10 protein-coding genes are annotated in these 13,631 nt (G+C 64.5%); 8 read left to right on the top strand and 2 right to left on the bottom strand.

The annotated features are described in order from the left end of the window. Window positions 1–3: 3 nt before the first annotated feature. Complete coding sequence (locus E8E68_RS18930) at window positions 4–1,410, bottom strand: ATP-binding protein (RefSeq protein WP_280343723.1); 1,407 nt, start codon at window positions 1,408–1,410, stop codon at window positions 4–6. A gap of 193 nt (window positions 1,411–1,603) precedes the next feature. Here E8E68_RS18930 and E8E68_RS18925 point away from each other — a divergent pair, with 193 nt between their 5' ends. The 3 genes from E8E68_RS18925 to E8E68_RS18915 all read left to right on the top strand — a co-directional run bounded on the left by E8E68_RS18925 (window position 1,604) and on the right by E8E68_RS18915 (window position 6,244). After that, window positions 1,604–3,226, top strand: coding sequence for an acyl-CoA synthetase (locus E8E68_RS18925; RefSeq protein WP_280343721.1), 1,623 nt, complete (start codon window positions 1,604–1,606; stop codon window positions 3,224–3,226). A 38-nt stretch (window positions 3,227–3,264) separates the two neighbouring features. Then, complete coding sequence (locus tag E8E68_RS18920) at window positions 3,265–5,034, top strand: acyl-CoA dehydrogenase C-terminal domain-containing protein (RefSeq protein WP_280343718.1); 1,770 nt, start codon at window positions 3,265–3,267, stop codon at window positions 5,032–5,034. 202 nt (window positions 5,035–5,236) lie between these two features. Then, the gene (locus E8E68_RS18915) at window positions 5,237–6,244 is read left to right on the top strand and encodes a FecR family protein (protein WP_266030209.1); all 1,008 of its coding nucleotides are present in this window, start codon (window positions 5,237–5,239) and stop codon (window positions 6,242–6,244) included. A gap of 13 nt (window positions 6,245–6,257) precedes the next feature. On the opposite strand, the gene E8E68_RS18910 is transcribed toward E8E68_RS18915, so the two are convergent. Then, entirely contained in the window at window positions 6,258–7,577 is a 1,320-nt protein-coding gene (locus E8E68_RS18910; protein WP_266030207.1) for a Na+/H+ antiporter NhaC family protein, read from the bottom strand. A 205-nt stretch (window positions 7,578–7,782) separates the two neighbouring features. Here E8E68_RS18910 and E8E68_RS18905 point away from each other — a divergent pair, with 205 nt between their 5' ends. The 5 genes from E8E68_RS18905 (at window position 7,783) to E8E68_RS18885 (ending at window position 13,472) form a co-directional block, all read left to right on the top strand. Further along, complete coding sequence (locus E8E68_RS18905) at window positions 7,783–9,927, top strand: methyl-accepting chemotaxis protein (protein WP_280343713.1); 2,145 nt, start codon at window positions 7,783–7,785, stop codon at window positions 9,925–9,927. An 83-nt stretch (window positions 9,928–10,010) separates the two neighbouring features. Beyond that, window positions 10,011–11,027 (top strand): ABC transporter substrate-binding protein, encoded by a 1,017-nt coding sequence (locus E8E68_RS18900; RefSeq protein WP_280343710.1) that lies wholly within the window; start codon window positions 10,011–10,013, stop codon window positions 11,025–11,027. Further along, the gene (locus tag E8E68_RS18895) at window positions 11,024–11,872 is read left to right on the top strand and encodes an ABC transporter permease subunit (protein ID WP_110744109.1); all 849 of its coding nucleotides are present in this window, start codon (window positions 11,024–11,026) and stop codon (window positions 11,870–11,872) included. Before E8E68_RS18900 ends, E8E68_RS18895 begins: the two co-directional genes overlap by 4 nt. Before the next feature lie 36 nt (window positions 11,873–11,908). After that, entirely contained in the window at window positions 11,909–12,826 is a 918-nt protein-coding gene (locus E8E68_RS18890) for an AEC family transporter (protein WP_280343707.1), read from the top strand. 34 nt (window positions 12,827–12,860) lie between these two features. After that, entirely contained in the window at window positions 12,861–13,472 is a 612-nt protein-coding gene (locus E8E68_RS18885; protein ID WP_266030202.1) for a cell wall hydrolase, read from the top strand. Window positions 13,473–13,631 lie beyond the last annotated feature (159 nt).

Genomic DNA, 13,631 nt, shown 5'->3' with positions numbered 1-13,631 from the left:
CCCTTATCCCCTGCTGACCGCCAGCCGGCAGCACAGTACCAGACCACCGCCGTCACCCGCCCGCGCCCACAGGCTGCCGCCGAAGCCTTCGATCAGGCTGCGGCTCATGCTCAAGCCAAGGCCCAGGCCGTCCGCCTTGCTGGTGGTGAACGGCGTGAAGATTTCATCCAGCCGTTCAGGTGCAACGCCCCGGCCTTGGTCGGCGACCTCGATCTGCACGCCGTCGCCCTCGCGCGCAGCACCGAGCAGGATACGTGACGGCCGCTCGCCATGCTGCTCGCGGTTGGCATCGATGGCATTGCGCAGCAGGTTGAGCAGTACCTGCTCCAGGAGCACCCGGTCGGCATAGACCAAGGGCAACTGCCCCTCCATGCGCAATTCCACCTGCACCTGGTCACGCGCCGCTTCCCACGCACACAGGCGCATGGCTTCACCGGCCACCTCGGCCACATCCAGGGCCTGCAGGCGCCGTGGCCCTTTGCGCAAGAAGGCGCGCAGGCGGCGAATCACCTCGGCCGCATGAGTAGCCTGCTGGCTGATGCGCAGCAGGCCTTCCCCTACCCGTTCGCGGGCCAGGGGATCGTGCTCCAGGCTTTGCAAGTAGCGCTGACTGGCGTTTGCATAGTTGACCACCGCGGCCAGTGGCTGATTGATCTCGTGGGCAATGCCCGAGGCCAGCTCACCCAGGGTGGCCAGGCGCGCACTATGGGCAAGGCTTTCCTGCGCTTCGATGCGCAAGGTGATGTCGCGAGACACACTGACTACCTCCACTACCGCGCCGGTGTAGGTCTCGCGGATCGCCCGGCTGGCGATTTCAAACCACCGGTAGCCGCCGCTCGCCTGGCGTACCCGGCAGGTCATGGTGTGGTAGCCGTCCTGGTCCAGAGCCGCGGCCGCCTGGCGCAGCACCTGGCGGCGCTCCCGCGGGTGCAGCAGGCTGTGCACGCGCAGGCCACGCAGTTGCTCGGGCCACAGCCCCAACAGGCGGTAGGCGGCCGGTGAAGCATCGAGAAAGCGGCCATCGGGGCTGTGCCGCGAGATCAGGTCGGTGGTGTTTTCGATGATCAGCCGGTACAGGCGCCGTGCGCGGCTGGCTTCGCGTGCACCTTGGCGCTCTTCGCTGGCGTCACGGCAGCGGCCCAGCACGCGCTGGCCCTGATCGTCCGGCATGAAGGTCCACAGCACGACGCGCTCGCCAACCTGCACCTCGACGTCACTGATTGCCCGGTGCTGCCGCAGGCAGGCACGTACCAGCGCCGCGCAGTTTGCCGGCAGCCAACTGTGCAGCGCCGGCCCTTCGGCGACCCACGCCTGCAATGCCGGGTTTAGCGCCAGTGGGCTGGCATCGCCGGCCAGCAGCAGGCTGGGTTGGGGGTCGTTGGCGAGCAAGGGGGAAACAGTGTTATCCAAAGTGGCCGGCTCTTTTTATAGTAGTTTTACTATATTGCTATAGTCGATATTCCTACTACCATAGCGAATCGCGTAAAACTGCGACAGAGGGAGCGGCCCACCGTCCGGTTCCCTGCACCCTGAACAGAGCTAACAATCAGCCACCGGGGGCCAGGCAGCACAGCTGCGCCTGCCTCCCTTACAGGACTACCGCATGTCGATCTATGCCCAGGGCCTGATGCCCGCTGCCGTCAACCATATCGCCTTGACCCCGCTGAGCTTCATCGAGCGCACCGCTGCCGTGTACGGCAGCTACCCCGCAGTGATCCACGGCGCCATCCGCCGCAACTGGCAGGAAACCTACCAGCGCTGCCGGCGCCTGGCCAGCGCCCTGGCCGGCCGCGGTATTGGTCGAGGCGACACCGTGGCGGTCATGCTGCCCAACACCCCCGCCATGCTCGAAGCCCACTTCGGCGTGCCCATGACCGGTGCCGTGCTCAATACCCTGAACGTTCGCCTGGACGCCGAAGCCATCGCCTTCATGCTGCAGCATGGCGAGGCCAAGGTACTGATCACCGACCGCGAGTTCCACACCGTCATCGAGGCTGCCCTGGCGCTGCTGCAGCACCCGCCGCTGGTAGTCGATGTGGATGATCCGGAGTACGGCGAAGGCCGTGCGGTCAGCCCGCTGGACTATGAAGCCTTGCTCGCCGAAGGCGACCCGGAATTTGCCTGGGAATGGCCGGATGACGAGTGGCAGGCGATTTCGCTGAACTACACCTCCGGCACCACGGGCAACCCCAAGGGCGTGGTCTACCACCACCGTGGCGCCTACCTGAACGCCCTGGGCAACCAGATGACCTGGGCCATGGGCCACCGCCCGGTGTACCTGTGGACCTTGCCGATGTTCCACTGCAACGGCTGGTGCTACCCCTGGACCATCACTGCCCTGGCCGGTACCCACGTGTTCCTGCGGCGGGTGGACCCGCAGAAGATCCTGACCCTGATCCGTGAACACCGGGTCAGCCACTTGTGCGGCGCGCCGATCGTGCTCAACGCGCTGGTCAACATGCCCGAAGCGGCCAAGGCTGCCATCGAGCACCCGGTACAGGCCATGGTCGCCGGCGCCGCACCACCTGCCAAGGTCATTGGCGCAGTGGAGGAAATGGGCATCAAGGTGACCCACACCTATGGCCTGACCGAAGTCTACGGCCCGGTCACCGTGTGCGCCTGGCACGACGAATGGGACGAACTGCCGCTGGAGGCGCGCGCACGGATCAAGTCGCGCCAGGGCGTGCGTTACCCGACCCTCGACGGCCTGATGGTCGCCGACCCGCAAACCCTCGAACCGGTGCCGCGCGACGGCGATACCCTGGGCGAGATCTTCATGCGGGGTAACACGGTGATGAAGGGCTACCTGAAAAACCCCGAGGCCACCGCTGAAGCTTTCCGGGGTGGCTGGTTCCACACCGGTGACCTGGCGGTGTGGCACGCCGACGGCTACGTCGAGATCAAGGACCGGCTCAAGGACATCATCATTTCGGGTGGCGAGAACATTTCCACCATCGAGGTCGAAGACGCGCTGTACAAGCACCCAGCAGTGCTCGAGGCCGCCGTGGTAGCCCGCCCGGACGAAAAATGGGGCGAAACACCGTGCGCCTTCGTTGCCCTCAAGCCAGGCCGAGAAGACACCCGTGAGGCCGACCTCACCACCTGGTGCCGCGAGCACCTGGCCGGGTTCAAGGTGCCGAAGACCGTGGTGTTTGGCGAGTTGCCCAAGACCTCCACCGGCAAGATCCAGAAGTACCTGCTGCGCGACCGGGCCAAAGCACTCTGACGCCCGCGCGGTCAACCTCACTTTTTCAAGAGCAACCGATGACCACCTATTCCGCCCCCCTGCGCGATATGCGCTTCGTCCTGCACGACGTGTTCAACGCCCCGGCCCTCTGGGCCCGCCTGCCTGCCCTGGCCGAGCGCATCGACGCCGACACCGCAGACGCCATCCTCGAAGAAGCCGCCAAGGTCACCAGCCAGCTCATCGCACCGCTCAGCCGCAACGGTGACGAGCAAGGCGTACGCTTCGATGCCGGTACGGTTACCACCCCCGATGGTTTCCCTGAAGCCTGGAACATCTACCGCGCGGGCGGCTGGGTGGGCCTGGGCGGCAACCCAGAGCACGGCGGCATGGGCATGCCCAAGATGCTCGGGGTGCTGTTCGAAGAAATGCTCTATGCCGCTGACTGCAGCTTCAGCCTGTATTCGGCGTTGAGCGCCGGCAGTTGCCTGGCAATCGACGCCCACGCCAGCGAGGCACTCAAGGCCACCTACCTGCCGCCACTGTACGAAGGCCGCTGGGCTGGCACCATGTGCTTGACCGAACCCCATGCCGGCACCGACTTGGGGCTGATCCGCAGCCGCGCCGAACCCCAGGCCGATGGTAGCTACCGTATCAGTGGCAGCAAGATTTTCATCACCGGTGGCGAACAGGACCTGACCGAGAACATCGTCCATCTGGTCCTGGCCAAGCTGCCGGATGCGCCTGTCGGCGCCAAAGGTATCTCGCTGTTCCTGGTGCCCAAGTACCTGGTCGAGGCCAATGGCGGGTTGGGCGAGCGCAACGCTGCCCATTGCGGTTCAATCGAGCACAAGATGGGCATCAAGGCGTCGGCCACCTGCGTGATGAATTTCGACGGTGCCACCGGCTACCTGGTCGGCGAGCCGAACAAGGGCTTGGCAGCGATGTTCACCATGATGAATTACGAGCGCCTGTCCATCGGCATCCAGGGTATCGGCTGCGCCGAAGCCTCCTACCAGAGCGCCGCCCGTTACGCCAACGAGCGCCTGCAAAGCCGTGCGGCCACAGGCCCGCAGGTGCAAGACAAGGTCGCCGACCCGATCATCCACCACGGCGATGTGCGGCGCATGCTGCTGACCATGCGCACCCTTACCGAAGGCGGCCGGGCGTTCGCCGCCTACGTTGGCCAGCAGCTTGACCTGGCGCGCTACGCCGAGGATGCCGGTGAGCGCGAGCATGCCCAGGGCCTGGTGGCACTGCTGACCCCGGTCGCCAAGGCATTTTTCACCGACAACGGCCTGGAAAGCTGCGTACTCGGCCAGCAGGTGTACGGCGGCCATGGCTATATTCGCGAATGGGGCCAGGAGCAACGCGTGCGTGATGTGCGCATTGCGCAGATCTATGAAGGCACCAACGGCATCCAGGCCCTCGACCTGCTCGGGCGCAAGGTGCTGGCTGATGGCGGGCAGGCACTGGCCAGCTTTGCCGCGGAGGTGCGGGCGTTCAGCGTGAGCGCACCCCTGCACCGTGAGGCTTTGCAGGCCAGCCTGGCGCGGCTGGAGGCGACCAGCGCCTGGCTACGGGCACAGGCCGTTGAAGATGCCAACCTGGTCAGCGCGGTGGCGGTGGAGTATCTGCACCTGTTCGGGCTGACCGCCTATGCCTATATGTGGGCGCGGATGGCGGCAGTGGCGCTGGCCAGGCGCGAGCAAGACAGCGCTTTTTACGGGGCCAAGCTGGCGTGTGCGGCGTTCTTCTTCCAGCGGGTATTGCCGCGGGGGTTAGGGTTGGAGGCCAGTATTCGGGCAGGCAGCGCCAGCCTTTACGGGCTGGAGGCAACGCAGTTCTGATGAACCGCCGGGGGCGCATTGCGCCCCCTTCCCGACCTGATGCCGCTCTCCCACCTCAGGCACAGGCGCGCGAAGGGTTCTCAAACACTGGAAAACCGTTGCAAATCCGACGAAAAACCGTCACAACTGATAGTCATTCGCCATTACGCCGGTTCTCGGGGGCCCTTCAGCAAGGGTAGAATGCGCAAAACCCGGAGCCGCAATGAACCACGACCGCCTCAATCCCAGCCCAGACGATGCCATCACCGACGCCGCCGCGCATTGGTGCATGCGCCTGCATGCCGAAGATTGCACAGCGGCCGAGCGTGAGGCATTCGCCCGCTGGCAGGGGGCTGACCCGCGGCATGCCGAGGAATACCAGGCGATGCTGGAAATCTGGCAAACCGCCGATCTGCTGCCGCGCACGGCCACCGTCATCGACTTCAATCCGCCCGTCAGGCCAGCCGCGCGCCCGCGCAGCTGGCGGCCGCTGGCATCGGCCGCCGCCATCGCCCTGGCGGTGCTGCCGCTGGCCGGCTGGATGGGGTGGGAGCAGGGCTGGCTCCCCAACCACTACCAGCACTTCGAAGCCGGCGATCGCATGCAGACCGTAGAGCTGAGCGACGGCAGCACGGTGCAACTCAACCTCAATACCGAGCTTACCTACCTCAACTACAAGGATCAGCGCCAGGTCACGCTCAAGCGTGGCGAGGCGTTCTTCAAGGTACAGCACGACAGCAGTCACCCGTTCGTCGTACGTGCAGGGCGCGGCCAGACGCGCGTCACCGGCACCCAGTTCAACGTGTGGAAGTATCAGGACCAGGTCAAGGTGACGCTGGTGGAAGGTTCGGTGCTGGTTTCCAGCGACGGCAGCGCCGGCGGCTATCGCCTCGGCCCTGGCATGCAGGCCAGCTATCACAAGGGTGATTTCGAGCCGCAACTGGAACAGAGCGACGACTACAGCAATAGCCTGGCCTGGCGCAACGGCAAGCTGGTACTCGACAACCTGAGCCTTGAACAGGCACTGCCGATGATAAACCGCTACCTCGATGCGCCGCTGCTGCTGGCCGATGCCAGCACCGGGCGCATTCGCATCAGCGGCGTCTACAACACCCGTGAAGTGGGGCGCCTGGTCAATAACCTGCCCAAAGTGCTGCCGGTCTACCTGACCCGCAGCAAGGACGGCAGCACCGTGCTCAACCGCATCTCGCCGCCGCCCGACAAGGGCTGACGCCCTCCCCGCCTTACAAGGTCATCGCCGCCAGCCAGCCGAACACCAGCAGTGGCAGGTTGTAGTGGATGAAGGTAGGCACCACGGTGTCCCAGATGTGGTGGTGCTGGCCATCTACGTTCAACCCCGAGGTCGGGCCCAGGGTCGAGTCCGAGGCCGGCGACCCCGCATCGCCCAGGGCACCGGCAGTGCCGACGATGCACACGGTGGCCAGCGGGTCGAAGCCCAATTGCACGCACAGCGGCACAAAGATCGCGGCCAGGATCGGCACGGTGGAAAACGACGAACCGATGCCCATGGTCACCAGCAGGCCCACCAGCAACATCAACAACGCGCCGACACCCTTGCTGTGGTCTATCCACTGCGCCGAGGTTTCCACCAGGCTTTGCACCTCACCCGTGGCTTTCATCACGTCGGCAAAACCGGACGCGGCAATCATGATGAAGCCGATCATGGCCATCATCTTCATGCCTTCGGTGAACAGGCCGTCGGTATCCTTCCACTTGACGATGCCCGACAGCGAGAAGATCAGGAAGCCGACCATGGCGCCGATGATCATCGAATCCAGCAACAACTGGACAATGAACGCGGCGGCGATTGCCAACCCGGCCACCAACAAGGTGAGCGGGTTGTACTGCACACTGACCTGCTCCACCTGCTCGATGCGCGCCAGGTCGTAGTCACGCTTGCGGCGGTAGCTGACGAACACCGCCAGCAACAGGCCGACGAGCATGCCGGCGGCCGGAATGGCCATGGCATGGGTGACATTGACGCCACTCACATCGATACCGGCCCGGGCGACGTTGGCCAGCAGGATTTCATTGAGGAAGATGTTGCCGAAACCCACCGGCAGGAACATGTACGGGGTGATCAGGCCGAAGGTGATCACGCAGGCGATCAGGCGGCGGTCGATGCGCAGACGGGTCAGCACGTACAGCAGCGGTGGTACCAGCAGCGGGATGAAAGCGATGTGGATGGGCAGGATGTTCTGCGATGAAACCGCGACCACCAGCATCAGGCCGATCATCAACCATTTGACCTTGCCGCCATGGGTGTGGCCCTGGCGGTCGATCATGGCCAGGGCACGGTCGGCCAGGGCATGCGCCAGGCCGGACTTGGCAATCGCCACGGCAAAGGCGCCGAGCAGCGCGTAAGACAAGGCCACCGTGGCGCCGCCACCCAGGCCGCCGTTGAAGGCCTTGAGCGTGCCTTCGATACCCAGGCCCCCGACCAGCCCACCGACCAGGGCCCCAATGATCAGGGCGATGACCACGTGCACGCGGGACAGGCTGAGTATCAGCATGATGCCGACCGCGGCGATCACTGCATTCATGGTTGGCTTACCTCATTGCGACAGAAAAAAGCGCGAACTCTGAAGCAGTGGGCGGCAGATGTCAAAAATGCCATGTTGCGGCGGATTACCAATGCCTGGCGCGAGGACCGCATCGGCAGAAATTAAATTGAACGTTTGAATAAAGAAAAATGCACGCGCGCCGACACAGTCGCTAGCCACACTCTTATTACAAGGGATCCGCCCCATGCCTTTGCGACAACTTTCCATCCAGTGGAAGATCACCCTGCTCGCCGGTCTCTGCCTGGCCGGCATCGTTACCCTGCTCGTCGGCCTGTCGCTGTACCGCATGGACCACAGCTCGGACCTGGTCAAGGCCAGCAGCATGCAGATGCTGACCGAAGCGGCGCAGTCACGCATCGAGTCGCAAGGTGAAGTGCAGGCGTTGAACATCCGCCGCCAGTTCATGGACGCCTACCAGTACGGCGCAGGATTTGCCCGCCAGGTGCTGTTCCTGCGCGAGCAGGCAGAAAAACGCTTTCTCGATGCGTTCGACCTGCGCGAGGACATGACCCGCCAGGTACGCGCCGCCCTGCAGGCCAACCCCGACCTGCTCGGCCTGTCGCTGGTGTTCGAGCCTGACGCGCTGGACAACAAGGACAGCCTGTTCGCCGGCAAGGCGGAACTGGGCAGCAACGAAACCGGGCGCTTTGCGCTGTATTGGTCGCAACCGCGCGCCGGCCAGTTGACCTCGATGGCCCTGCCTGAACATGACATGGCCGACACCAAAATCGGCCCCAGCGGCCAGCCGGCCAACACCTGGTGGGTATGCCCGCGTTCGTCCGGCAAGGTCTGCGTGGTCGAACCCTATTTCTACAACATCGATGGCCAACAGGTGCTGATGACCAGCATCGTCTTCCCGCTGGCGGTCGATGGCAAGATCATTGCCACCCTGTCCATCGACATCAACCTCGACAGCCTGCAGGCCCTGAGCCAGGAGGCCAGCCGCAGCCTCTACGAAGGCCGCACCACGGTCGGCATCCTCAGCCCGGTCGGTTTGCTGGCCGGCTACAGTGCCGACGCCAGCAAGCTGGCCCAGCGCTTCGACCAGGTCGACCCGGCCAAGGGCGCCGAACTGGTACGCAAGATGGCCGATGGCAAGCTGAGCATCCTGCACGACCAGCAGCGCCTGAAGGTGCTGGCGGCATTCCGGCCGATCCCCGACGCTCAGCCTTGGGGCGTGTTGCTGGATGTACCGGAAAACGCCCTGACCGGGCCAGCCGAAACCCTGAAGCAGGAACTGGACGCGCTGAACACCAGCGGCACCCTGCTGGAGCTGGGCCTGGGGCTGGCCGCCGCAGTCATCGGCCTGCTGCTGGTCTGGCTGATGGCCCGTGGCGTTACCCGGCCGATCCTGGGCGTGGCCGCCATGCTCAAGGACATCGCCAGCGGCGAAGGCGACCTGACCCGTCGCCTGACTTACCAGAAGCATGACGAATTGGGTGAACTGGCCGGCTGGTTCAACCGCTTCCTCGACAAGCTGCAGCCGACCATCGCCGAGGTCAAGCGCTCGGTGCAGGCCGCCCGCGGCACTGCCGACCAGTCCTCGGCGATTGCCACGCAAACCAGCGCCGGCATGGAGCAGCAGTACCGCCAGGTCGACCAGGTAGCCACGGCCTCGCACGAAATGAGCGCCACCGCCCAAGACGTCGCTCGCAGCGCCGCCCAGGCCGCGCAGGCCGCGCGCGAGGCTGACCAGGCGACCCGTGAGGGCCTGGCAGTGATCGACCGTACCACCACCAGCATCGATACCCTGGCCGCCAACATGAGCGACGCCATGGCCGAAGTCGAAGGCCTGGCACAGAACAGCGAGAAGATCGGCTCGGTGCTGGAGGTGATCCGCTCGATCGCCGAACAGACCAACCTGTTGGCGCTCAACGCCGCCATCGAGGCAGCCCGCGCCGGTGAGGCCGGCCGTGGATTTGCGGTCGTCGCTGATGAAGTGCGTAACCTGGCCCAACGCACCCAGGAATCGGTGGAAGAAACCCGCCAGGTCATCGAAGCGCTGCAGAACGGCACCCGTGAAGTGGTCGGTGCCATGGACCACAGCCACCGCCAGGCACAAGGCGGCGTGGAACAGGTCGGCCAGGCGGTCACCGCACTGCAGCGCATCGGCCAGGCGGTCACGGTGATCACCGACATGAACCTGCAGATCGCCTCGGCCGCCGAGGAACAAAGCGCGGTGGCCGAGGAAATCAACAGCAACGTGGCAACCATCCGCGATGTGACCGAGTCGCTGTCGGGCCAGGCCAACGAGTCGGCGCGGGTCAGCCAGTCGCTGAACAGCCTGGCCAACCAGCAGCAGGCACTGATGGACCAGTTCCGCGTTTGAGGCAAAGGGGCTACGCCTGTGGCCCCGCAGCTGGCTTCACCTCGTCGTCTACACTTGCCTCCACTGTCGACGACGAGGTATGCATGAAAAGAATTCCAGCACTGCTGGCCGGGCTGCTGATGACAGTGGGCCTGGCCAGCACCGATAGCGCCGCATCCGCAGAAAAGCCAGCCCCCATCCATTTTGGTGCCATCACCTGGGAAAGCGGCGCACTGACCACCGAAATCCTGCGGGTCATTGTCGAGCGTGGCTACGGCTACCCCACCGACACCCTCCCAGGCAGCACCGTCAGCATGGAAGTGGCTTTGGCGCGCAACGACATCCAGGTAATCGCCGAGGAATGGGCCGGGCGCAGCCCTGCCTGGGTCAAGGCCGAACAGGCCGGCCAGGTGATCGCAGTGGGCGACACGGTGAAAAATGCCGAGGAAGGCTGGTGGGTGCCCGCCTATGTGATCGAGGGCGATGTTGAACGCAAGCTGAAACCCGTGGCCCCCGAGCTGCGAAATGTCGAAGACCTGAAACGTTACCCGCAGGTGTTCCGCGACCCCGAATCACCCGACAAAGGGCGTTTTCTCAACAGCCCCAGCGGCTGGACCTCAGAGATCGTCAACACCCAGAAGCTCAAGGCCTATGGGCTGAATGATCTGTATAGCAACTTCCGCAGTGGCTCCGGCGCTGCCATGGATGCCGAGATCGCCTCGGCCATCCGCCGCGGCCAACCGGTGTTGTTCTACTACTGGAACCCGACGCCGCTGATGGGCCGTTACAAGCTCATCCGGCTGGAAGAACCACCATTCGACGCCCAAGCCTGGGCTACGCTCACCGACGCCAGCAACCCCAACCCCAAGGGCAGCCGCTCCCTGCCGGCGAAACTGTCAATCGGCGTGTCCAAGGCCTTTCATGAACAATACCCACAACTGGTAAGCGTGTTCGAACAGGTCGACCTGCCCATCGACAAGCTGAACAAGGCCTTGGCTGAGATGAGCGAGCAACGCACGCCGGCGCGCGAGGCTGCCCTGGACTTCCTGCGTGATAATCGCGAGGTGTGGAAACCCTGGCTGCCGACGGACGTTGCCGCCAAGGTCGAGGGCAGCCTGTGAGCGGGGGCTTTCCGCAATCCCTGCAGTTCTCGTTTGCCGACATCGTCAACCGCCTGGTCGACTGGCTGGTGCTGAACTACGGCGACCACCTGCGCAGCGTCTCTGACCAACTGCTGCAAGTGCTGGTCGGCCTGGAAAACCTGCTGCGTCTGATTCCCTGGTGGCTCCTGTTGCTGCTGGTCGGGTTGCTGGCCTGGCATGCCAGCCGCAGCCTGCTGCGCAGCGCCGTGCTGGTGGTACTGCTGGCACTGATCGGTATGCTCGGGTTGTGGGACAAACTGCTGCAGACCTTGGCCCTGGTGCTGGTGAGCACCGGCTTGTGCGTGCTGGTAGGGGTGCCGCTGGGTATCCTGCTGGCTTACCGGCCAATGGCCAGGCGGTTGCTGTTGCCGGTACTGGATGTGATGCAGACGCTGCCGGCTTTCGTCTACCTGATTCCGGTGCTGATGCTGTTCGGCCTGGGCAAGGTGCCCGCCGTGTTCGCCACCCTGATCTATGCCCTGCCGCCGCTGGTGCGCCTGACCGAACTGGGTTTGAGCCAGATCGACCCGTCGTTGCTGCAGGCCGCGCACGGCCTGGGCGCCAGCCGCTGGCAGCGGTTGCGACGCATTGCCCTGCCGCTGGCGTTGCCGAGCATCATGGCCGGCCTGAACCAGTCAGTGATGATGGCCTTGTCGATGGTGGTGGTGGCGTCGATGATTGGCGCCCGCGGGTTGGGTGAAGATGTACTGGCCGGGATCCAGACCCTGAATGTCGGCCAGGGTGTAGAGGCAGGCCTGGCCATTGTTGCCCTGGCCATGGTGATCGACCGGATCAGCCAAGCCTATGGGCGCAGTACACGCTAAGCGGTGTTGACCGCAACCGACCACGGAACACTGACCATGCTGCACCTGCTGCTGACCACCTTGCTACCGATCATCCTGCTGATTGCCCTGGGCACTTTCCTGCGCCTGAGGGGGTTTCTGGCAGAACACTTCTGGCCCGGCGCCGAGCGCCTGAGCTACTACGTGCTGCTGCCGTCACTGTTCCTGCACGGCTTGGCCACCGCCAACCTCGATGGCGTACCCGTGCTGGGCATGGTCGGCGCACTGATGCTCTCGACCTTGGCCGGTGCAGCATTGCTGGTGCTGTACCAGGGAATGGTGAGCCACGATGGCGCCGACTTCACCTCGGTGTTCCAGGGCGGTATCCGCTTCAACAACTACATCGGCGCCACCCTGGCCGCGGGCATCTACGGCAGTGCCGGGATTGCCCTGGCGGCGGTGGCCAACGCGGCCATCGTGCCCTTGGTCAACCTGCTTTGCGTGCTGGTGTTCGCCCGTTTCAGTGCCCGCCACAGCTCACCGGCCGACGTACTGCGGGCGATCTTCGCCAACCCGCTGATTGTCGGCTGCGCGGCCGGCCTGCTGCTGCGGGTTAGCGGCCTGGGTCTGCCGCCGGGCATCGAACCCACCGTCAAAGCCTTGGGCCAGGCCGCCCTGCCACTGGGCCTGCTGTGCGTGGGGGCGGCACTGGGTGGCGCCAGCCTCGGGCAGCAAGTGCGCCCGCTGATGGCGGCGTCGATGTTCAAGTTCATGGTCATGCCACTGACCACCTGGGGCCTGTGTCGTTTGCTCGGCCTGAGTGGCCAGGCGGCGGTGGTGGCCGTGCTGTTCCAGGCGCTACCTACCGCTTCGTCGTCCTATGTAATGGCCCGGCAGATGGGCGGCAATGCACCTCTGATGGCGACCATCATCGCCCTGCAGACCGTGGCGGCCGCCGCCACCCTGCCTTTGGTGTTAATGCTTACGCTTGACTAGACTGTGACTCATCCCACAGTTCGGAAACTTGCCCATGCGCTTTTCGTGGATGGTGATCGGTTTGATCTCGGCCCTGCTCGCAGGCCCATTGCATGCGGCCGATCCGGCCAAGGCCGCGGTTGCCGAGGACAAGGCCGAAGCGCTCGAGGAAAAGGTAGTCGAGGATGCACCACCGCCGCAAAAAGCAGAGAAGCTGACCCCAAGCGAAGCACAGGCGGTCGACCCGGCCGGCAAGGCACCGCTGGATGACAGCATCACCTGCCTGGCCCGCACCATCTACTGGGAAGCCAAAGGTGCCGACAAGGAAGATATGACGGCCGTGGCCAGCGTGGTGCTCAACCGACTGGGCCACGATGGCTTTCCGGATACCATCTGCGGTGTGGTCAAGCAGGGTGTGGAAAGCAAGGCCTGCCAGTTTTCGTGGTGGTGTGACGGGCGCTCGGACCAGGTCGAGGAAGCGCAACGCTACGACGTGGCCAAGGAGATCGCGCGCAAGGCGCTGAACCAGCAGTTACCGGACCCTACCGGGGGCGCGTTGTACTTCCATGACCGCACGGTGAGCCCGGATTGGGCCAAGGCTTATCGCCGCACGGCCAAGACCACGCATTTCCTGTTCTACAAACCCAACCAAGCGCTGGCCCGTTGAACAGGCAGATCAGAAGGCGATGCTGCAGGTTGACGTTGCCGTTCGCGCCGGCACTGGTCGGGCTGGGTCCGATAAGTTTCGGCATTGCTTCCAGCCGATGTTACGAATGATTACCAAGTAGTCGCACTTTTCCGCAGGCCAGTGGTCTACTCCCTCTTT

Source organism: Pseudomonas sp. BN607 (assembly GCF_029871175.1).
Lineage (GTDB): Bacteria > Pseudomonadota > Gammaproteobacteria > Pseudomonadales > Pseudomonadaceae > Aquipseudomonas.
This window is presented reverse-complemented; position numbering and strand designations above follow the sequence as displayed.